The sequence below is a fragment of the Ignatzschineria sp. LJL83 genome, assembly GCF_054871845.1.
The window spans coordinates 1-20181 of record NZ_JBTXLY010000010.1; the positions used below are offsets into that span (position 1 = coordinate 1).

Annotated in this window: 20 protein-coding genes and 1 pseudogene; 16 read left to right on the plus strand and 5 right to left on the minus strand. The window is 33.6% G+C overall.

The annotated features are described in order from the left end of the window. Window positions 1-99: 99 nt before the first annotated feature. The 7 genes from gmtY to cas6f all read left to right on the plus strand — a co-directional run bounded on the left by gmtY (window position 100) and on the right by cas6f (window position 7787). A complete protein-coding gene (gmtY, locus tag ACYSN2_RS07440) occupies window positions 100-1302 on the plus strand; it encodes a gamma-mobile-trio recombinase GmtY (protein WP_461749623.1) in 1203 nt (400 codons plus the stop codon). After that, a complete protein-coding gene (gene gmtZ, locus ACYSN2_RS07445; RefSeq protein WP_461749624.1) occupies window positions 1284-4007 on the plus strand; it encodes a gamma-mobile-trio integrase GmtZ in 2724 nt (907 codons plus the stop codon). Before gmtY ends, gmtZ begins: the two co-directional genes overlap by 19 nt. Before the next feature lie 2 nt (window positions 4008-4009). After that, on the plus strand, window positions 4010-4624 hold the full coding sequence (gene gmtX / locus ACYSN2_RS07450; protein ID WP_461749625.1) for a gamma-mobile-trio protein GmtX: 615 nt from the start codon (window positions 4010-4012) through the stop codon (window positions 4622-4624). Then, window positions 4621-5091, plus strand: coding sequence for a transcription elongation factor GreB (gene greB, locus ACYSN2_RS07455; RefSeq protein ID WP_461749626.1), 471 nt, complete (start codon window positions 4621-4623; stop codon window positions 5089-5091). The genes gmtX and greB (ACYSN2_RS07455) overlap by 4 nt, the downstream gene beginning before the upstream one ends. A gap of 70 nt (window positions 5092-5161) precedes the next feature. After that, complete coding sequence (gene cas7fv / locus ACYSN2_RS07460) at window positions 5162-6142, plus strand: type I-Fv CRISPR-associated protein Cas7fv (protein ID WP_461749627.1); 981 nt, start codon at window positions 5162-5164, stop codon at window positions 6140-6142. A gap of 10 nt (window positions 6143-6152) precedes the next feature. Then, on the plus strand, window positions 6153-7163 hold the full coding sequence (gene cas5fv, locus ACYSN2_RS07465) for a type I-Fv CRISPR-associated protein Cas5fv (RefSeq protein ID WP_461749628.1): 1011 nt from the start codon (window positions 6153-6155) through the stop codon (window positions 7161-7163). Between the two features lie 12 nt (window positions 7164-7175). Continuing rightward, entirely contained in the window at window positions 7176-7787 is a 612-nt protein-coding gene (gene cas6f / locus ACYSN2_RS07470; RefSeq protein WP_461749629.1) for a type I-F CRISPR-associated endoribonuclease Cas6/Csy4, read from the plus strand. A gap of 260 nt (window positions 7788-8047) precedes the next feature. Here cas6f and ACYSN2_RS07475 read toward each other — a convergent pair whose 3' ends face one another. After that, window positions 8048-9295, minus strand: a complete 1248-nt coding sequence (locus ACYSN2_RS07475) for a hypothetical protein (RefSeq protein WP_461749630.1) — start codon at window positions 9293-9295, stop codon at window positions 8048-8050. A 318-nt stretch (window positions 9296-9613) separates the two neighbouring features. Continuing rightward, window positions 9614-10591, minus strand: a complete 978-nt coding sequence (locus ACYSN2_RS07480; RefSeq protein WP_461749631.1) for a permease — start codon at window positions 10589-10591, stop codon at window positions 9614-9616. 140 nt (window positions 10592-10731) lie between these two features. On the opposite strand from ACYSN2_RS07480, the gene ACYSN2_RS07485 reads away from it, so the two are divergent. The 9 genes from ACYSN2_RS07485 to ACYSN2_RS07525 all read left to right on the plus strand — a co-directional run bounded on the left by ACYSN2_RS07485 (window position 10732) and on the right by ACYSN2_RS07525 (window position 17618). Continuing rightward, complete coding sequence (locus tag ACYSN2_RS07485) at window positions 10732-11022, plus strand: ArsR/SmtB family transcription factor (RefSeq protein ID WP_461749632.1); 291 nt, start codon at window positions 10732-10734, stop codon at window positions 11020-11022. A 46-nt stretch (window positions 11023-11068) separates the two neighbouring features. Further along, window positions 11069-11413, plus strand: coding sequence for an ArsR/SmtB family transcription factor (locus tag ACYSN2_RS07490; protein ID WP_461749633.1), 345 nt, complete (start codon window positions 11069-11071; stop codon window positions 11411-11413). Window positions 11414-11543: 130 nt separating this feature from the next. After that, window positions 11544-11945: an arsenate reductase (glutaredoxin) gene (arsC, locus tag ACYSN2_RS07495; protein WP_461749634.1), complete on the plus strand. Its 402-nt coding sequence runs from the start codon at window positions 11544-11546 to the stop codon at window positions 11943-11945. Between the two features lie 37 nt (window positions 11946-11982). Continuing rightward, complete coding sequence (gene arsD / locus ACYSN2_RS07500) at window positions 11983-12279, plus strand: arsenite efflux transporter metallochaperone ArsD (RefSeq protein WP_461749635.1); 297 nt, start codon at window positions 11983-11985, stop codon at window positions 12277-12279. A gap of 31 nt (window positions 12280-12310) precedes the next feature. Further along, complete coding sequence (arsA, locus tag ACYSN2_RS07505) at window positions 12311-14062, plus strand: arsenical pump-driving ATPase (protein ID WP_461749636.1); 1752 nt, start codon at window positions 12311-12313, stop codon at window positions 14060-14062. 75 nt (window positions 14063-14137) lie between these two features. Then, the gene (locus ACYSN2_RS07510) at window positions 14138-15421 is read left to right on the plus strand and encodes an arsenic transporter (RefSeq protein ID WP_461749637.1); all 1284 of its coding nucleotides are present in this window, start codon (window positions 14138-14140) and stop codon (window positions 15419-15421) included. A gap of 476 nt (window positions 15422-15897) precedes the next feature. Then, window positions 15898-16785 (plus strand): DUF6731 family protein, encoded by an 888-nt coding sequence (locus ACYSN2_RS07515; protein WP_461749638.1) that lies wholly within the window; start codon window positions 15898-15900, stop codon window positions 16783-16785. Beyond that, complete coding sequence (locus ACYSN2_RS07520; protein WP_461749639.1) at window positions 16782-17327, plus strand: hypothetical protein; 546 nt, start codon at window positions 16782-16784, stop codon at window positions 17325-17327. The genes ACYSN2_RS07515 and ACYSN2_RS07520 overlap by 4 nt, the downstream gene beginning before the upstream one ends. Before the next feature lie 75 nt (window positions 17328-17402). Continuing rightward, window positions 17403-17618 carry a hypothetical protein gene (locus ACYSN2_RS07525; RefSeq protein ID WP_461749640.1) on the plus strand — a complete coding sequence of 72 codons (216 nt, stop codon included), beginning with the start codon at window positions 17403-17405 and terminating at the stop codon, window positions 17616-17618. A 220-nt stretch (window positions 17619-17838) separates the two neighbouring features. On the opposite strand, the pseudogene greB (ACYSN2_RS07530) reads toward ACYSN2_RS07525, so the two are convergent. The 3 genes and pseudogenes from greB (ACYSN2_RS07530) to ACYSN2_RS07540 all read right to left on the minus strand — a co-directional run. Further along, window positions 17839-17979, minus strand: a pseudogene (gene greB, locus ACYSN2_RS07530) (transcription elongation factor GreB); the annotation flags it as partial. 277 nt (window positions 17980-18256) lie between these two features. Further along, window positions 18257-19564 carry an arsenic transporter gene (locus ACYSN2_RS07535; RefSeq protein ID WP_461749641.1) on the minus strand — a complete coding sequence of 436 codons (1308 nt, stop codon included), beginning with the start codon at window positions 19562-19564 and terminating at the stop codon, window positions 18257-18259. A 13-nt stretch (window positions 19565-19577) separates the two neighbouring features. Next, window positions 19578-19925, minus strand: coding sequence for an ArsR/SmtB family transcription factor (locus ACYSN2_RS07540; protein WP_461749642.1), 348 nt, complete (start codon window positions 19923-19925; stop codon window positions 19578-19580). Window positions 19926-20181 lie beyond the last annotated feature (256 nt).

Here is a 20181-nt window from a genome sequence, read left to right on the forward strand (position 1 = left end):
AAAATCAACGTTTAGATAACCTTGATCCGCAAGCAGTTCAATATGTGGAAGATCTACTAAATAATAGACCTCGAAAGGTGTTAGGATATTTAACACCTTATGAGTATTTGGTCAAAAACGTACTTGTCGCACTTCGTATTTGAATCTGCCTATTTAAATGCTGTTCCTAACATTACTAAAGCAACGGATGCATTAAAGTCTTTTACTGAAACTTTAATTGTAGGATCAATCGATCCAGATACATTCACTGATCCTTTAGAACTGTATTGGCGACCACGTACACTGAGAGATGCTAATAATCTTCTATTTCATATCACTCATTACACTGATTATTTAGCTCTTCAAGATGATTATCAAACTGAAAGAGTCAATCCATTTCGGAAGGCTACTAGCTACGAAGAGCGATTAAACTGGTGCGCTTACTACCATAAGCAATCCAATGTTTTCTTAAATCACTTATCGAATCGATATGAGCAAAGTGAACGAAATAAAAAAGTCCGCATGATTGATGGCTTTAATGAAAATATAGTTGCAACCGAATTTGCGGTTCGCTTTCCGGAAGAACATTTAGAGCGATTGCTATATTTAGGATTTCTTAAAAGAGATGGAACGCCTGATTACAAATCACAAGCAATTGCAATGCTATTGAATTACGGTGGTCTAAGAAAAAGCGAGGTATTCCATATTTATGTTTCTGATATCACGTTGAATCCCAATTACCCTAAAGAAGCGCTAGTTCGAGTTTACCATCCATCACTAGGTCAAGCTCCTGACCCTGCGTTTAAAAATAGACAAGAATATTTACTAGCAACAACTCAATATAAACCTAGAAATACATATTTAGGATCTGAAAGGCTATATTCAGGATGGAAAAATCCACTACTAACTTCTAAATCGGGTTATTTTGAAGTGGTTTTTAATCCTCCTCAGAAAGCGGCAGAATTCTTACTCATTTGGACAAATTATTTGAAATTTCAGCGTGTAGAGCCAGCACAGCTTAAAAAACATCCCTTTGCTTTCACAAATTCAACAGGTGCGCCAGAAACAATAAAAAACTTTCAAAGATTACATAAACGAGCTGTAGAAAAAATAGGATTAACGGTTAAAAAGGAACTTGGTACTACTGAGCATGGTCATAGACATGCTTATGGTTTTAGAGCAAGAAAAGCAGGATTAGATCAAGTTGCAATACAAAAAGCGATGCATCATAAAAGCCCCCTTTCATGCTTAGTATATATCAAACCAACATTAGAAGAAGTAACCGAGGCTTTAAGAGGAATAGAATGGAAAAGTCAGAAGTAATCATCAAAAAAGAATTAAATTACGATGAGTTAAAAAATGAATGTAAAAAGCTAGGGTTAACAAATTCAGCTCTATATAGAAAGTTCTATAGGAAATATGGATTACCTGCTCACCCTGAAAGGATTTTCCCCGAATGGGTTAGCTATAGAGATTTTTTTGATATTCCTGATTTTATTTCCTATCAATCACTTAAACAACTCATTGCACCTTTTCAATTAAAAAATGCTACGGCATACAAAGCATTTGTAGAAAAAACTAATGATGCCTCTATTCCTTTTGATCCACAAACTGCGTATTCAGATGAGTGGGAAAACTGGTACGCTTTTTTAGGCAAAGAAGAACCTTTTAAACCAAATTTTATACCTAAAGAGTATTCAATGTGGGCTGATTCTATTGATAAATTCATGCTGAAAGCTAAGGGAGGCGGCACAAAGATCAGCCACTTATGTCGCTTTGTTCGTCTATTTATCATGCCATTCGATAAAAGTAAGTCTCCTTATGAATTTCTCACTCAAAAACGATTTGATATCAAACCATTTCGTGATTTAGCTGAAACCTTATCTACTCCTCACATGAAACGTAAATTTCTTGTTTCAGTCAATGAGTTTCTTGATCACATCATCAATACAGATCTAACTGAAGAAGATGAAGAAACCGGAATAGTCGCTCGTATTGCCAATGCAAGGAATCCATTTTCTTTATTATTAACACAAGAAGAACCTGTTTCTGCTAATGCTAGATCTGAAACTACGAAGCCATGTCTACAGTATCATTTCGTAAAGAAGGTGCAAGAGTGGATTATTCCTGATGAAGCAAAAACATTTCAAGATTTAAAGCATTTACAAAAATTTGATGCTGATTGGATCAAGGTTGATCCCTCATTAATAGACAAAAAAGACCCCGATTGCATTTATAAAGTGAGTGATGGACAAACTTTCCTATGGCTTCCAATGGATTGGATGCATACTTACGCTCTTACAAAAGTGCCCTTAAGAGGCCGTCAAATTGCCTATAATGATTCAGGAGAAGCAGATGAATATATTGCAGATATTGATTCTCATGGAAAAATCATCTGGGTTAAAAATAAATCTCCTTTTGCAGGAATGACCAAAGAGCAATCTTTTATTTCCAGAATGCAAGATAATCAAATTGGCATCTACACAACGACCAATAAAACTAATAACAATGGGGCTGGATACTCTATCCCTTGGATACCAGAAGATCTGGCATATTGGTTAGTTAGACTCAGAAAATGGCAACAAAAATATAACCCTATTTCAAGCCCAAGCTCATGGTCTAATTGTAAAAGAACAAATATGAATGCCATGCAATTAAAAGCACGAGGCATAAATTGCTTTTTATTTCGTAGATTTGATGATTTTGAGCCAGCTACTGTCGCTAATGCATTAACACCTCGGCTGGCCGCTGCCTTATATAATATACAGCCATCTAATTTAATGTTGGCAGAATCAAATGGTAATCTAGCAAGTCTCAGTACTTACAGCTCAAAATACACTCCGCATAGCATGAGAGTCAGTTTGATCACTGCTTATGTCGTAGAAATGGGAATGCCGATTGAGATTGTAATGAAGGTCGTTGGGCATAGCTCAATTATAATGTCTATTTATTACTGTAAAATCTCAAATTCTGAAATTAGAAAAAGATTAAATGAAGGAGAAAAGCTAGCCTTGAAATCTCAAGCAAATGCTATTCAGGAAACCATTGAGCAGAATAGAATTGAAGAGCTAAAAAATCAGTTAGTAGGCAGTAATAATGAAATGTTACAGGCTTTAACTAATGATGTTCCTGCTGGTAATTATGTATTCAGAGACTATGGAATTTGCCCGTATGCAGCATCCAGATGTAATGATGGAGGTGAGCCCGTACAAGGTAGTAGATTATATATGCAAACTCCAAATGGTCATCTTGGCGTACAAAACTGTTTAAGATGCAGACATTTTATTACAGGCCCAGCTTTTTTGGGTGGATTGTTAGCTATTACTAATGAAGTATTACTTGAATCTAATGACCAAGCAATAATTTGCTCGAAATTACAGAATAAAATAGATTCTATTAATGATTATTTATACATATTAGATCAAGAAGAATATGCTGCTAATCTTAAACAAGATAAGTTTATGAAAAAAAATGAACGACATCAAAACGAAACTGAATTAAGGAATGTCGAATCTGAATATGAAACAGCAGCTAAAAAGCTTGATATGTTGTTATGTGATATCCAATCAGCTTATGCTCATATTAGTCGCTGTCAAAGCATCATAAATCAGCCTCAATTATTAGAAAAAGAAAGTAAGCTAAGCTTAGTAACATCTGTAGACACCGAAATAAAAGTTGAGGTAGAGGAAGTACATCACTTCCAACAATTACAAGAAGTATGTAGTAATGCTGTAATTTATCGTTCTTGTAATGCTGATAAAGCAATTTATCCTAGGACTCAACTATTAGATAAAATGGCAATGTTTAATGAAATGGTTCCAAAAATATTTACTTTAACTAAAGACCAGCAATTATTTGCAGGTAATGAAATTTTCAAATTGTTATCGTCTAGACTGCAATCGTGGGATCAAATAATGAGAGTGATAGATTGTAAGATAAAATTTAATGAGTTGGATTATACAGAACGTATTACACAATCAGATATTGAACTAATACTATCTGCTTCACATCAGTTAATTGAGGGATAAGAATGAGCCCAATAGAGTTATTAGAATTTCTAAAAAAAGATTCTTCCAACAAAATGCAAGAATCATTAGATGCAATTTATGAAATATGTCAGGAACAAAAAGAACGAGGTCTGAGTGATTTTTCAGTATCTACTATTGCTCGACTAGGACATAAGCGGGGTGTACCAAAAGCACAAAGCATTCGTAACAAAACTGGCGAAAAATATAGAGCTCTCATCCAAGCTTTCATCAATTGTAATACACCTAATAACTCCCTGAGGAAATTATCAAAATCAGATAATGATTGGATTTCTGAAATTACGAATCCAAAACACCAGATATTAGTAAGAATCCTAGCTTCTGAATTAAAAGAAGCTACACAAATGATCACTGAAATAATTCCACCTAAACAACGAATCGATATCTATGATCATAAGGGGGATACACAATTGAATAATTCCTTTAAACTAACAGATTTAGAAACTAGAGCTCTACAGCATTTACTATCCAAAGATTTCCAAAAAGCATGGAAGCTAACACCTACAGAATCTGGTGCGCTTTTAAATGAAGAAGAAAAATTGGTTTTTAAAGTTGCAACATTAGATGCTCTTCGTAAGGCATTGGAATATTTATCATGACTAGAAAATTACTAACAGCAGAAGGCTATGACACCTTAAAGAAAGAATTAGATCATATTCTGCGTGTAGAAAGACCTGAAACCACCAAGATTGTCACATGGGCAGCAAGCCTTGGAGATCGATCAGAAAATGCTGATTATACTGCAAATAAACGAAAATTACGTCAATTAGATCATAGGATTAGATTTCTAACTAAGCTTTTTGATGTAGCACAAAGATTTGAATATAACCCTCAACAAGAAGGAAAAGCATATTTTGGAGCTTGGATATCTTTAGAAGATGAAGATGGTCAAGAGTTAACTTTTAGAATTGTTGGAAATGAAGAAATTTATCAAAATAGCAAATACATTTCATTAAACTCTCCTATGGCTAAAGCTTGTTTAGGTAAAAAGGAAGATGATGAGATTGAAATTATCACTCCAGATGGGAGAAAGGTTTGGGTAATCACAAACATTAAGTATCTGTGATCTGACCCCTCTATGAAAATTATAATGAAATATTTCGATACTACTCAACTTAAGGATAAGGAGAGATAATATGGTTAAAATAACGGGTATAAAAAGTGTAGATTTTAGAATTCTTGCTTATGGCCATGGAGTTGTCAATTGGAATGGCCCTACTCCTTTGATACTAGACAATGGTTTTACTACTAAAAATCACTCGTTACCTAAATTACGAGGTTATTCAAATTTATCGGGAAAAGTTAAATTAGAAACAGGCCATAAGTACCCTAAAAAAGCATCTGATATTAATTTCGAAGAAACACCCCTATACATAAGCCAAAACTGTATTCGTCACCATTTATTTCGAGATCATGCTTACGATGCCCATTATATAAAAAAGCATAACTTAATAGAAACCTTAGCATCAATTACTGGCCTAATCCGTGGCTATGCAGTTACAGAAAGTCAATGCCACCGAGCTAGCCCATTATTTCTCACTGATTTTGTAGATCAGCTACATAATGGTAATTTCGAACAAATGGGGCGTTCAGGGCCTAAAGAGAGAAAAATGGATAAAGATGGTAATGAAGTAGCCAGTAATACTTTTTTCTCAAAAACAACATTTGGGGATACTGAATATATTGCCCATGGCTCCATTAATATTGAAAAATTACAGTTTATTTCCCTCGATAAAAAATTTGATCGAGCCTCAATGATTATTCATGAAGAAGAAGGATTTCAAGTTGCTGAACGTATTCAACAGGTTATCCAAAGCTTAGATCCGACTCGAAAAGCTAAAGTAACTTTCCACCCTAATTATGTTCGACAAGGAACGATTTATCATGAAGGTGAAGCTGGAATATTATTGGATAACACATCGATAGATATTTTAGTAAAAGAAACTTTAAATATGCTTGAAGACCTAGTTATCCAGCAATCTCAAGGCTATATGTACGTGGAAACATTAGACATAGACTACAACGATAGTAATAAAATGATGCGTATCAAGCGTAACCCCTACATATTTAATACAGAACCACAGCAAGATTATGCCGTGTATTTTAAAGCAGAATAAAAGGTGAGTTATGAAAATCATTATTGAATATGAAGCTTCATGGAGAAACTCATTCTTAGATGGTTCTAATAATCAAAAATTACCTACTAAAGGCCGCTCTTTCATTTCATCTATGGCTTTATTAAAAAAACCAAACAATTACATTCAAAGGAAAGTTACAAAAGATACTGTAATGGGGGTATTAAATCGCTTAATTGGTGAACAAGGAAAATTGTATCAAGCAAGGCTAAGGCCCAATTATTATTTCGCTGAAATTGAATCTATATTAAAAGACAACGACATCATCGATCAGCCAATTATTAGTAATGAGATTGTATATATTCGTAATATTACAGGTAACACAGATCGCAATTCATTTACAGGAATGATTAAAGTAGATGATCCATGGTTAAAATCTGTATATGCTAAGGAATTTTGGAGTGTTTTATGGATGAATATAGACGAGCTATTACAGTTTATTAACGATAACCATATTTCAACTCATATAGAACCGATACTTAATCCGCTACAAATATTACAACGATTTGAAGAAATTAAAAAAACTAGTACTTCAATAAATACAGAAATTCAACAAGCAGCTGAAAAGTTATCTAGTAGGTACCCCAAGTTTTTATTAAAGGAATCAAATAATCAGATACAAGTGCTATCGCTATATTGTTCTGCTTTATATTTAAAACTAGACCTATTATCCGAGCAGTATGACACAAAATCAATAAGGGCTCCTAGAGGTGGATTAACAGGGATTTCTCATAATGGTTTTACCCCCAAAAACTTTATGCAACGATTTTCAACTGGACCAGAAAAAATTGTTTGGGGAAACCCCTATTTATCTAAGTCTAAGAAAAAAGGTGTAGGAGAAGTTATTTCTATGTTAACTAAAGCAAGTGGGCAGCTAACGATTAATTTAAATATATCGGAATCTAAAGCAACAGAGTTACAAGATCTAATTGATAATGCTGGGGTTTCAACTTTTTATTTAGGTAAAAAAGGTCTAGCTTATATCTCACAGATTTTAATTTAAGGAATTAAATATATGAAGTATTTTATAGAGGTAACTTTGTTACATAACAGAGATATTTCACTGCGACACTTATGGTCAAAAATTTATGATCAATTACACTTAAGATTAGTGGTAGCGAGAAATATTTATGGTCAAACTAATATAGGCGTATCATTTCCTGAGTACCAATCAGATACAATTCATAATATTCAAATATTGGGTTGTAAACTAAGAGTCTTTGCCCCAACCAAGTCGATACTTGAACAGATTAATTTACCTCAATATTTAAAGTCTTGGCTAGACTACATACATATAACCTCTATTCGTGAAATACCCAACAATATTGATGGATATGCCATTTATAAACGAAAACGTATTCATGGAGAACTAGCGATTAGTAAAAAAATCATGAGACTGGCAACTTATAAAGCAATACAAGAAAGCATTACATATGAGAAAGCAATACAAGGCTATCAGCATTGGTCAACACCAAAAATCACATTACCTTATTTATACGTTAACAGCGCAAGCACAGAGCAAACCGTAAGATTCTATATTGAACAAATTAAGGTAGATCAACCCAGTATTAATTTATCTTTTTCTTCGTATGGACTAAGTCCTGAATCAACCGTACCTGTATTTTAACCTTTATTTTTCTCACAAAGAAAAGACAACTTGAAATCAATAAGTTGACTTTCATATAGAAAGATATGGTTGTTGTAATAATTTTCTTTAAACATATTGGTTTTACATATAAATTCTCATATAATTAATTGCATGCCACTGTATAGGTGGTTTAGAAGTTCCAGTAAATTCTTACAAGAGTTCACAAAATGCATGCCACTGTATAGGTGGTTTAGAAAATGTTACAAAGCCTCTTTATTAGTGGCTTTGTAACATTAATTTTATGATCTTATTTTTTTGATTAGGATAGAAATGAATTCATTTACTGGTGTTTTTAGCCATATATTCCCTAATCCACACTGATCCTCTATAAATGAGATATTTCTAGAGTAATTATAATTACTAGGCATATTCCTCTCATAAAAATGAGTGATTTTATTGCTCATGAGACAGTTAGAGTAAACTGAATTCATAATTTTTTTTCTCTTAATATCTGGATAATGATCCAATGTAATCAAACTTAGATTCATAGCAGCTAAAAAATACCCATAGATCATTTGAATGTTGTAATGCTCGCACAATTCTTTCGCCTTCTCTTCAAATGCATTAGTCTTCTTTATTTTAATCTTATGATTATATTCAACAACTTCAGTCAGAAATAACACTTCACTGTATCTTTTTTGTTTTAAATATATCGATATTTGCTCAAGATCAGTAAATTTAACCTGATAGTTCTTAATTTTTATAAGTAATAAATCCGAAAACTCTTTAAAGGTATAGTCATTAGGCTTCCAAATCAGGTCATATTGCCACAAAGCATAATTTAGAGTAGAGATAACAGGATCTGGAAGATTTTGGCAAATATGTACTATATTTGGATCAGATACGTTGTTTTTATATTGATTACAAAGAAAGTAAAAATCCAGTAAACGTTGGTTAAGAGTTTCATCAGTAGTGTACGAAAATACTTCTTTCTGAAATAGACTTTGAATAACAATATTGTCTTGAGGCTCACTATAAAAAAATTTAGATAACGCTCGAAATCCAAGCTCTCCGGTATTTTCAGGATTTACTTCATTGATAATATTATACAAAAAAACCATTTCTAATAAACTGAGCGAATTTATCAATTCAGCCGTATTAGGGTATCTAAACCTTTTTTGGTTATTCTTTAAAATTTTATAGCAAGTTTCAATATGTGGTGCAAGAGATCTATATTCTTCAAGAATTATCTGGTCAATATCTGAAGAAATACAATTTGAACACATTGTATTTTCTGTTATCAGATTATCTAAATCTCCTCTTCTGAAATATTGATGGGGCTGATTACATTTAGAGCAAAAGAAAGAAGCGTCTGTAATGATCGCATGCCCTAGATTCTTTACTGCTTCGTCTAACATATGTACAGAGATGTTAAATTGAGTTGATAAGTCATTCTTAGAATATACAAATTTGGCCTTTACATTCATAGCCCAATAGTCTTGTAGCAATTGGTTTTTGTCTGTACTTGTATAAATGACTTTAAGCATAATTCATCTTTACCTATATTAAATGAGAATATTGTTCAGTTTAAACTATGAAGCAAGGTTAAGCTCTTATTACTCTATAATCATAAACAAGGGAATGAGTAAAATATGCATCGTTACTCAAGTAGCCTATTAACTAATCATACTTAATCACTACCAGTCTATTTATTATTTAAGCAAAAAGCATACTTAAATACCCTCATTAACACTTCTCTTAAAATTATATTAACTCAAGCGGTATAAATGGGTACCTTTAGCTTAAAACCCACCCATCCACTTGATTAATATTGATTTATTTTCATAAATATAATCATTAATGCTTTAATGTAAAAATAAATATGTACTGTATCCTGCGATTAAAGCCATTGTTAAAATTACTGTAGTAAAAGCTATGAGTAATGGTGTTTTGAATATTGATTTTAATAAAATTAACTCAGTAATACTTGCCCCAGCACTTCCTATAATAAGAGCTAGTACTGTCCCAGAACCAACGCCCTTAGCTAATAGTGCCGCAGCAAGTGGAATTACGGTTTCAGCTCTTACATAAAGAGGAATACCAATTATTGCTGCAAAAGGAATTGCTAATGGATTATCATCCCCTGCATATTTAGCTAAAAATTCAGTAGGGATAAAACCATAAATTAGACTGCCAATTGCTATCCCAATGAACAAGTATACAGCGAGTTTTCGGTACTCTTCCCAAGCGCTTTTCCAACTTGTTTTTAACAAAGATTTGGACGAATCTTGGGCTGTATTTGCATCGCAACAGCTATTTGTCATGTTACAGCCATCACTTTCAACCACTCCTATATCTTCACAAGATGGTTCGCATGAGGTTTCACAAGATGTTTTTTGGGTAAGGGTATCTTGAATAATATATTTTTGAAAATTGAGTTTATGCAAGAACCATCCAGAAAAAAGTGAGATCAATAGAGCCGAAGTTGCATAAATGATAGTTAATTTAAATCCAAAAGTAACAAGTAGTAGCCCTAGAATAATTGGGTTTAAAAGAGGTGAAACGAAAAGAAAAACCATAGTAGGACCAAAGCCCGCTTTTGCTTTTAACATCCCTTTTAGCATCGGGATTGTAGAACAGCTACAAAAAGGAGTGATAGCTCCAATGGCAGCGGCAACAAAATAACTTCTTTTTTTCTCTGAGCTAAGAAGTGATCCATTTTTTAATACAGGAAATTTTTCCTGTAAGTAATTTATAATAAAACTAATTCCTATAAATAGGATAGAAAGCTCTAATGCTAAGAAGATGAACATCTCTAAAGCACTTTTTAATTCTGGAGTCATTGTATATTTCCTTTTTTACTTATATTATAAGTTTCTATATTTCTAGAAAGATCGAAATATAATTTATAGAACAAAATAAAAGTTGTCAACTTATAATAGATACAATGTTTTGTTAATAGAACTTAAAAAGGTTACAAAAAATGAACCAACATGAAGCGGTTGCGAGTTGTTTGGCTGAACTCGGGAATACTCATCGGCTAGCTATTTTTCGTTATTTAGTGAGGTCGGGAATGGAAGGATCAACAGTGGGGGAAATACAGCAAGAGCTAAATATCCCAAATTCCACTCTTTCTCATCATTTATCTAGAATGGTTAATGTTGGTCTTATTCAGCAAGAAAAAGAGGGGCGGATTATTAGATGTATCCCTAAATACTCTAAACTTGATGAAATTATTAGTTTTTTAAAAGAAGAGTGTTGTTTGGGGCATTAGGAATAAATTTCTTGAATCATTTCAATAGAAGTTGTAATATCAAAATATGGAAAAGAAAAGTGCTATAAAAATGTTTGAAGCGTTATCATCTGAGGTTAGACTAGATGTATATCGTTTATTAGTTAAGTATGGAGATTCAGGATTAGTTGCAGGAGAAATCGCAACTTTATTAGATATTCCTAATACGAATTTATCCTTTCACTTAAAGTCTCTAGTTCATGCTGAAATGCTTTATGTAGAGCAAGAAGGACGATTTTTACGCTATAAAGCTAATATTGATTTAATGTTAGATTTAGTCGAATTTCTAACAGATGAATGTTGTTTTAATAATCCTGATCAATGTTTATCTCATCGAGATAAACATCCTAAGCTCAAGAATATTCTAAGTTAAGTTTAGTAGTTAGTAATTGTAGATTGGCTCAATACTTCAGCCCTAGTTGAATTGTTGTAATGAATTATTCAATATTTCAACACTAGTTGAATAGTCATTATATGAAAAAGTAAAAAATGGAATTTATACAATGAAAGAAAAAGAAGTCATTATTTACCATAATCCTGATTGTGGCACATCAAGGAATGTTTTAGGGCTCATTAGAAATGCAGGAATAGAGCCCCTAATTATTGAATATTTAAAAGCACCACCTTCAAAACAAGAGTTACAAACTTTAATTAGTTCTGCAGGTCTTAAGCCAAGTGACGCTTTAAGAAGAAATGTTAGTGAGTTTGAGGCTCTGAAAGAACAAGATTTGAGCGAAGATCAAGTTATTGATCAAATGCTTTTGACTCCTATTTTAATTAATAGACCTTTTGTTGTTACGGCTAAAGGTACTGCTTTGTGCCGACCTTCTGAGAAAGTTTTAGAAATTCTAACTCAACCCCAAACAGATAGTTTTTATAAAGAAGATGGGGAAAAAGTAATTTAAGTTATTTTAAATAATATTTGTCATATAAGGATTTTTTATGAAAAAAGTAGAAATTTTTGATCCAGTTTTATGTTGTAGTACAGGTGTTTGCGGTGTAAGTCCAGATGATGAATTGATCAGAATGGCGGGTATAGTTGAAAATATAAAAACAAAAGGATATTCAGTGACTCGATATAATTTGGGTCAAGAGCCAATGAAATTTGCTGAAAATGAATTAGTAAAAAATCTATTAGAATCTGAAGGTAATGTTGCTCTTCCGATTATCATTATTGATGGAATCGTAGAGTTTTCAGGAAGCTATCCTTCAGAAGAAGAATTGCTTAGATACCTATAATTTATAGATATATTTAAAAAGGAGTAGTGAAATGAACTTTATTAAAGAAGCATCTCCCTTTTTGTTCTTTACTGGTAAAGGAGGGGTAGGAAAAACATCTATAGCATCCTCTACAGCCGTAACTCTTGCTGATATGGGAAAAAAGGTTCTTATAGTTAGTACTGATCCTGCATCTAATATTGCTCAAGTTTTTGGGCAAAATATTGGTTCTCACATTATACAAATAACATCAGTTCCAAACCTATCGGCGATTGAAATTAATCCTCACGATGCGGCCGAAGCATATCGTAAAAAGATTATAGATCCTATTCGTGGAACTCTTCCTGAAGATGTTGTTGTAAGTATAGAAGAACAACTGTCAGGAGCATGTACTACTGAAATAGCTGCCTTTGATGAATTCACTGCATTATTGACCAACTCAGAGATTAAGAGAAATTTTGATCATATTGTTTTTGATACAGCTCCAACAGGCCATACTATTAGAATGTTGCAATTACCAGGTGCTTGGAGTGATTTTTTAGAAACCTCACCTGAAGGAGCTTCTTGTTTAGGACCTTTAGCAGGACTAGAAAAACAAAAGGAGAAGTATAAAGCTGCGGTTGATGCTTTATCTGATGAAAACCTCACTACTATGGTATTAGTTACCCGTGCGCAAAAAAGCGCAATAAATGAGGTTTCTAAGACTTTTTCTGAACTCTATTCTCTTGGAATTCATAAGCAATACTTAGTGGTTAATGGCCTATTTCCTAAAGAAGAAGCTGAAAAAGATGATTTAGGTTCTGCTATATACCAAAGAGAACAGCAAGTTTTAAAGAATATGCCTGAGAATCTTTCAAAGTTACCAATTGACTATATCTCTTTGAAATCATTTAATTTGGTTGGTATTGATAACTTAAGGCTGCTTTTAAGTAATGTGAACGTTACTTTCGAAACATTAATGGTTCCGGAAGAAGTTAACGTTAAAATTCCTGATTTAGCTTCAATGGTTGAGAAGCTAGCAGAAAAAGACACAGGTCTGGTAATGCTTATGGGGAAAGGAGGTGTCGGAAAAACAACAATGGCTGCCGCTATTGCTGTTAAGTTAGCCGAAATGGGTAAACAGGTTCACCTTTCTACCTCTGATCCTGCTGCGCATCTAGCATCTACTTTAAATAATGAAGATCTTAGTAATTTAACAATCAGCCGTATTGATCCAGCAACTGAAACGGAAAGATATCGCCAGGAAGTCATGAAGCGTCATGGCGATAATCTAAGCGATAGTGAAAGAGCTGTTTTAGAAGAAGATTTAAGATCTCCATGTACTGAAGAAATTGCAACCTTTCAGGCATTTTCTAGAATTATTAGAGAATCTAATAAAAAGATTGTTGTAATGGATACAGCTCCAACAGGACACACATTATTGTTGTTAGATGCAACAGGCGCTTATCATAATGAAGTTATTAAGCAAATGGGAAGTAAAGGTGTCACAACTCCTATGATGCAAATACAAAACTCGGATAAGACGAAAATTATACTTGTAACGTTGGCTGAAACTACTCCAATTACTGAAGCTGAACATCTAGAACAAGATTTAGGAAGAGCTGGAATTAAACCATGGGGATGGATTATTAATAATACACTAGTCAATCATCCTACTCGCTCAGGCTTGTTGATAGAAAGGGCTTTAAAAGAAAAAACAGAGATTGAGGAGATATCTAAACGTAAAGATAACTTAGCGCTTGTCGGCTTACAAAGTGAAGAACCTACAGGTATTGAAGGCTTAAGTAAGCTTTCTTACCATTAATAGAAGGTTTTTTATAATTATTAATTTCAGATGGGCTCCTTTCATAGGAGCTTGTCGTCTTTTAGGAATTTATTTATGATATTAGCAATTACCATATTCATATTTACCTTGGTGCTTGTAATTTGGCAACCTAGGGGTTTAGGGATAGGTTGGAGTGCTTCAATAGGCGCTATTTTAGCACTGATATTTGGGGTAATAAATATTGATGATATCCCTATTGTTTGGGGTATTATTTGGAATGCGACTATTACCTTTATAGCAATAATAATCATTAGTTTGATTTTAGATGAAGCTGGATTTTTTAAATGGGCCGCATTACATATTGCAAAATTTGGTAATGGTAATAGCCGTAAACTATTTACTTACTTAATTTTATTAGGTGCTTTGGTTGCTGCTTTTTTTGCCAATGATGGTGCAGCATTGATCATTACACCAATCGTCATGGCTATGCTTTTATCTTTAGGGATTAGTCGAGCATCGACACTCGCTTTTGTGATGGCCGCAGGGTTTATAGCAGATACTGGAAGCCTTCCATTTATTGTTTCAAACTTAGTGAATATCGTTTCAGCTGATTATTTTGATATCAGTTTTACACGCTATGCTTCTATCATGTTGCCTGTAAATATCGTATCCGTTATTACCACATTAATTGTTTTACATTTATTTTTTAGGAAAGATACTAAGTTCTCGTACAACGTGATTAGTATTGAAAAGCCAAAAGATTCCATTGTAGATAGGATGACGTTTAAAGCTGGCTGGATCGTCTTAATTCTTTTATTAATAGGCTTTTTCACTTCGGATTATTTAGATATCCCTATTAGTGTTATAGCATCGATAGCGGCCATGATATTAGCTGCAATCGCTTATAGAGGCAGAAAAATTAATCTTCGAACCGTTATAAAAGGGGCACCTTGGCAAATAGTCATATTTTCTTTGGGAATGTATTTAGTCGTATTTGGTTTAAGAAATGCAGGTCTAACAACCTATATTGCTAATATCTTGAATGATTTTTCAGATAATGGTCTATGGGCATCTATTTTTGGTACCGGCATTCTTACAGCAGTTTTATCATCTATTATGAATAATATGCCAACGGTTTTAGTAGGTGTATTATCTATTGATGCAAGTAGTGCAACAGGTCTTACTGAAGAAGCAATGGTTTATGCAAATGTCATCGGTAGCGATTTAGGACCTAAAATCACGCCTATTGGTAGTTTAGCAACACTGTTGTGGCTTCACGTTCTATCTCAAAAGAACTTAAAAATTACTTGGGGATATTATTTTAAAGTAGGTATTATTTTAACAACCCCAATTCTACTAGTAACTTTAGCCGCTTTAGCTATTAGACTTTCCTTTTAAAATATTGTGATACAAGGAGTGAAAAGTCACTACGTTAGTTCATGATAACCTCAATTAATTTAAATTTATGATTAGAGCAACGCTATTGAACGTTTAAATCAATAGCGTTTTTTACATTTATTTTTAGCTTGAAAGCTCTATTTTCTCTTCAGTAATGATCCTATCCCCATCGGATTATCATGGGAGTGATGGATATGTAAAAGCAAAGAAAACAGATTGTTGCATAGTCTATTGAAACTTCGCCGATTAAACCTACGACTGATAGAATACTGAGAATCGAAAGTCCTCAACCAGATATGGAGAATGGTTTTATTCTGCTCAATCCAAGCCAAAAAACACTAGTTGCACAATTAAAGCACTTCCCCATGAATATATTATTAGATTTATAGAATTAATGTATAAAATCTATTTTTTAGGTCAGAAAAAGTATAAGCTATCCTACATTAAATATATTTTTCATTGTGGGATAGCTTAAAATGGTTAGAAAAATCAAAATACATGCATTTGATGTTATTGGGTCGTATCGAGGGAATTTAAAAAATGTATTTGAAAGTATGTATAGCAACAAAAACTTACCCATAGAGGATAATACTCTCTTAATTAAGCGTAAAAATTTTAGATTTGAATATATAGAAAAAATTACACATCAGTCTGCGGAGCTATGGTATGTAGAGTTTAGTTTTTTAACTTTAACTAATGGCTTAGGTCGTGGAAGTCGACAAACCAAAATGTCATCAATAAATTTAAATAATAAAATAGGTGAACAATTTTGCTATGACACAGGCCTACTCTATGATCCGAATAAAAATATTGTTATAGTCCAGTATAACCATACAGGTCCAAGAATCTCTCAAATCCAAGAGTATTTACAGAAATACTATACAAAAAATGCTGAAAAGTTTTTAGATATAGATTTCACTCCTGTTTTAAAAAGCAATGTGTTAGATAAGCTAGAAAAGGGTAAAAATGTACTAACCAAAATAGAACTCAATATTAACAGGTCGAAAATTACAAATAAGAACAAAGATATTACTAATACCCTTAATGCTTATTGTGATAGAGATGACAAATTTAAATTTGAAATCTCTTCCAGCCAGCGAAAAGGGAAAATTAGTAGTGCTGCGGAAAAGACTTATAATAAGTTTAAAGGTCTTTTGAAAACAGATGGTAGTGGAATTGATACTTTCAAAGTAAGTGTTTTGAATGAAGACAAATCAATTGAACTTTTAGATCTGGTTAAGGCTAGGTTGGTAAAAGAGGAAGAAGTCGAAACGGATATCAGCGGTCTGTATGATACAACTAGTAGAAAAAATGCAACAATAAGAGCGTATCAGTCTTGGATAAAAGAGGGTGAAATAAAGTGATAACTGAACTGAAGAATTATGAAAGATTTGCACCTTATTACATAACACTTATTCTAATTAGTGTTATTTGTGCTATTTATTTTTATTACCCTTCAGTATTAGATATTATTAAAATTCCTGAAAAAAATGAGCTTTTTTCTGCTTCATTATCATTATTTGGTATTTTATTAGGATTTTTAGCAACAACCAAAACTATCTTGTTGAGTTTTAAGTCTAAAGTAGTCACGATACTAATCGAAGAAGGATTAATGACAACTCTCATTGGTTATATTTCATTGGCAACTTGGGCTTGTTTTTGTATGTGTGTGCTCAACATTATTTTTTTCTTTTTGGAGAAAAGAGATATTATTATCTATTCGATCTGGGGCGGCGCAACAACATTTTCATTATTACTATTTATTAGGGTCGCTTACTTAGTTCTGAAGGTTTTGAATATACATTATAAAAATGCGGAAACTATAGCTAAACAAAAAAAGGAAGATGAGACTAAAAGGATAAATAAAGTACAAGAAGATGTGTTAGGTATAGACGCTAATCCTTGAACCTCAGTACCTTCCCATGAGTGACCTAAAAGCCTACATTAACGCTAATGTAGGCTTTTTTGTGAGGGAAATTTCATGACAAATATTTTCAAACAAGGTTTGAACGCTTTATCAAGTGCTGTTAAATCTGTTTTAAAACAAAATACGACTCAAGTTGATAATCTCGATCGTGAGCAAATGACGGCTTATTATGGGAAAAATGTGAGAACAACCAGCCCTGATGAATTAAAACGTTTACTTGATTCAGCGGATAAAGACGATATCAGTGCAATACATACGCTCTTCTTTTAGATGGAGGAACAAGACGGACATATCATTTTTATGTTTCTTGCCCTATACAATCGCTTTTTAGTAATTCTCAAATAATTCCTAGCTTTTGTGAACTTTCAAAAAATATAGCTCCATACATTCTATTAAAATAGTATACATTTTAGTATTAATACTATTTATTTAACATTGATAATAATGGATATTTTTACAAATAGTATACTTATAGAGGTTCTTTCATTTAATCTGCATTCTCAGACCTATCTCCGAGGCTTGCTGCCCATGAAACGATGCGTGTTATTTCGGGTCTTTCCGTCCGTAAAAGATAATTTAGCTCATCTTGTAACGTTTGATAGCCTTCTGCAGTTAATAATTTTCTATTCATCATCAATATTCCAATACTTTTATAGCCCTCCATAGAATGATGTTAAAACCTGCTGTTATTCATAGGTATATTCATCATCTATAGGATATAAAGAGAATTATCGCATTAATAATTTTTTTAGCTTCTTTTAAATCCTAAAGGCTAACTTTGTGAACAATAATAGCGAATATCCTACAACTAAAATTTCATATAAAAAAGCGAATATCTATTGAGATATTCGCTTTTTCGATGTTTTAATTTAGATAAAATAAAGACTCATATCCTATGAATAAACTTCTTAAAATAACGTTAATCGAAGCACTAACGCCACTAATGTCACAAACAATACCGGCAATGTGAGGACGATTCCGACTTTAAAGTAATATCCCCATGTGATTTTCATGTTTTTTGTCGCTAAAACGTGAAGCCATAGAAGCGTTGCTAAACTGCCGATGGGCGTGATTTTTGGTCCTAAATCACTGCCGATAACATTGGCATAAACCATCGCTTCTTCGACTAATCCTGTTGCCGTTGAGCTATCGACCGATAACACGCCGATCAACACCGTTGGCAGATTATTCATAATGGAAGAGAGTCCGGCGGAGATAAATCCTGTGACGATGGTTGCGCTCCAAATGCCTTGATCTGCAAGCTTATTCAAGATTATGACTAAATAATCCATAATGCCGGCATTTCTTAAACCAAATACCACTAAATACATGCCGAGCGCAAAGATCACGATTTGCCAAGGCGCTGACATCACCACCTTTTTCACGTTAATCACTTTGCCACGTTTGGCCGAAAGAAGGAGCACAAAAGCGCCGATACCGGCAATGGCACTAATGGGAAGATGAATCATATCGGAGATAAAAAATCCGAGCAGTAATAGCCCTAAAATCCACCAACCTGTGATAAAAGTCCGACGATCAACAATCGCATTTTTCATAGCAATTTTTGGCGTTCCGCCTTCGAAAATTTTATCGGCATCATAGGTAAATGCCAAATCTTTGCGGTAATAGATATAGAGCACAAAAAGCGTCATCACAATCGAAATCAGATTCACCGGAATCATCACGGATGCATATTGTCCGAAAGAGATCTGATAATAATCTGCCGAAACGATATTCACCAAATTCGATACCGTTAATGGCAAGCTTGCTGTATCGGCGATGAAACCTGCGCCCATAACAAAGGCAAGCGTAGAAGCTCTACTGGCGCCTAATTGAATCAAAATCGCCATCACAATCGGCGTGAGGATCAGCGCTGCGCCATCGTTCGCAAAAAATGCTGCAATCAGTGCGCCGAGCATGATCATATAGAAGAATAATCGCTTTCCGCTTCCTCGCCCAAGATAAGCAATATAGAGCGCCGCCCATTTGAAAAATCCGGCTTCATCTAATAAAAGGCTGATAATGATAATGGCAATAAAAGTTAATACGGCATTCCAAATAATGCCCCAAACAATGCCGATATCGGAAAATTCTATCACGCCACAAATAAGCGCAACGATTGCCCCAAAAGCCGCACTATAGCCAATGCCTAAACCTCGTGGTTGCCAAATGACGAGCGTAATTGTAATGATAAAAATCACTAATGCTAAGATCATTCTGTTCTCCTCATTACTTCGAAAATAGTTGCATTAAAGCAGGGAATTTTGCGGGATCAATTTCGCAACAACCGACAGATTCCTGACAGCAAGAACCTAATAAGAAGTTAATGAGAGAAAATACTTCCGGTGTTTTAATGTGATAGCGCACAAAGCGTCCTTCTTTCGTCATTTCAACAACGCCGGCATGATAGAGCGCTTTCAGATGAAAAGAGAGATTCGTATTAGGAATTTCTAAAGCTTCAGCAATATCGCCGGCAACTAAGCCTTGTTCGCCATATTTTAGAAGTAATTTAAAGATATCTAAGCGCACTTCTGAAGAGAGCGCTTCAAAAATCGTGACCGCTTGCTGGTTATTCATGATTGCCTCAAATAAATAGGAATATTGCCGAGAACAATAGCATAAGTACAATCATCATTTCAATATTTCAACTAAATTTGAAATATAAAAATAATAATCGCCATAAAACAATTTTACAAAAGCTCAATGACCAAACAGGCGATGAATCATCGCTGGTTCGAATGTGTGCATGCTTATATGTATCCCGTGCCAGCAATATGGATTCTTTGAGATTTCTTTGGGTTATTAAATCTAAAATAACGCTATTGTGATGGTA

What these genes read in the sequence shown, in the direction of transcription:
- gmtY (WP_461749623.1), top strand. Translation starts at nt 100, where the DNA reads ATGAGTATTTGGTCAAAAACGTACTTGTCGCACTTCGTATTTGAATCT.
- gmtZ (WP_461749624.1), top strand. Translation starts at nt 1,284, where the DNA reads ATGGAAAAGTCAGAAGTAATCATCAAAAAAGAATTAAATTACGATGAG.
- gmtX (WP_461749625.1), top strand. Translation starts at nt 4,010, where the DNA reads ATGAGCCCAATAGAGTTATTAGAATTTCTAAAAAAAGATTCTTCCAAC.
- greB (WP_461749626.1), top strand. Translation starts at nt 4,621, where the DNA reads ATGACTAGAAAATTACTAACAGCAGAAGGCTATGACACCTTAAAGAAA.
- cas7fv (WP_461749627.1), top strand. Translation starts at nt 5,162, where the DNA reads ATGGTTAAAATAACGGGTATAAAAAGTGTAGATTTTAGAATTCTTGCT.
- cas5fv (WP_461749628.1), top strand. Translation starts at nt 6,153, where the DNA reads ATGAAAATCATTATTGAATATGAAGCTTCATGGAGAAACTCATTCTTA.
- cas6f (WP_461749629.1), top strand. Translation starts at nt 7,176, where the DNA reads ATGAAGTATTTTATAGAGGTAACTTTGTTACATAACAGAGATATTTCA.
- ACYSN2_RS07475 (WP_461749630.1), bottom strand. Translation starts at nt 9,295, where the DNA reads ATGCTTAAAGTCATTTATACAAGTACAGACAAAAACCAATTGCTACAA.
- ACYSN2_RS07480 (WP_461749631.1), bottom strand. Translation starts at nt 10,591, where the DNA reads ATGACTCCAGAATTAAAAAGTGCTTTAGAGATGTTCATCTTCTTAGCA.
- ACYSN2_RS07485 (WP_461749632.1), top strand. Translation starts at nt 10,732, where the DNA reads ATGAACCAACATGAAGCGGTTGCGAGTTGTTTGGCTGAACTCGGGAAT.
- ACYSN2_RS07490 (WP_461749633.1), top strand. Translation starts at nt 11,069, where the DNA reads ATGGAAAAGAAAAGTGCTATAAAAATGTTTGAAGCGTTATCATCTGAG.
- arsC (WP_461749634.1), top strand. Translation starts at nt 11,544, where the DNA reads ATGAAAGAAAAAGAAGTCATTATTTACCATAATCCTGATTGTGGCACA.
- arsD (WP_461749635.1), top strand. Translation starts at nt 11,983, where the DNA reads ATGAAAAAAGTAGAAATTTTTGATCCAGTTTTATGTTGTAGTACAGGT.
- arsA (WP_461749636.1), top strand. Translation starts at nt 12,311, where the DNA reads ATGAACTTTATTAAAGAAGCATCTCCCTTTTTGTTCTTTACTGGTAAA.
- ACYSN2_RS07510 (WP_461749637.1), top strand. Translation starts at nt 14,138, where the DNA reads ATGATATTAGCAATTACCATATTCATATTTACCTTGGTGCTTGTAATT.
- ACYSN2_RS07515 (WP_461749638.1), top strand. Translation starts at nt 15,898, where the DNA reads ATGGTTAGAAAAATCAAAATACATGCATTTGATGTTATTGGGTCGTAT.
- ACYSN2_RS07525 (WP_461749640.1), top strand. Translation starts at nt 17,403, where the DNA reads ATGACAAATATTTTCAAACAAGGTTTGAACGCTTTATCAAGTGCTGTT.
- ACYSN2_RS07535 (WP_461749641.1), bottom strand. Translation starts at nt 19,564, where the DNA reads ATGATCTTAGCATTAGTGATTTTTATCATTACAATTACGCTCGTCATT.
- ACYSN2_RS07540 (WP_461749642.1), bottom strand. Translation starts at nt 19,925, where the DNA reads ATGAATAACCAGCAAGCGGTCACGATTTTTGAAGCGCTCTCTTCAGAA.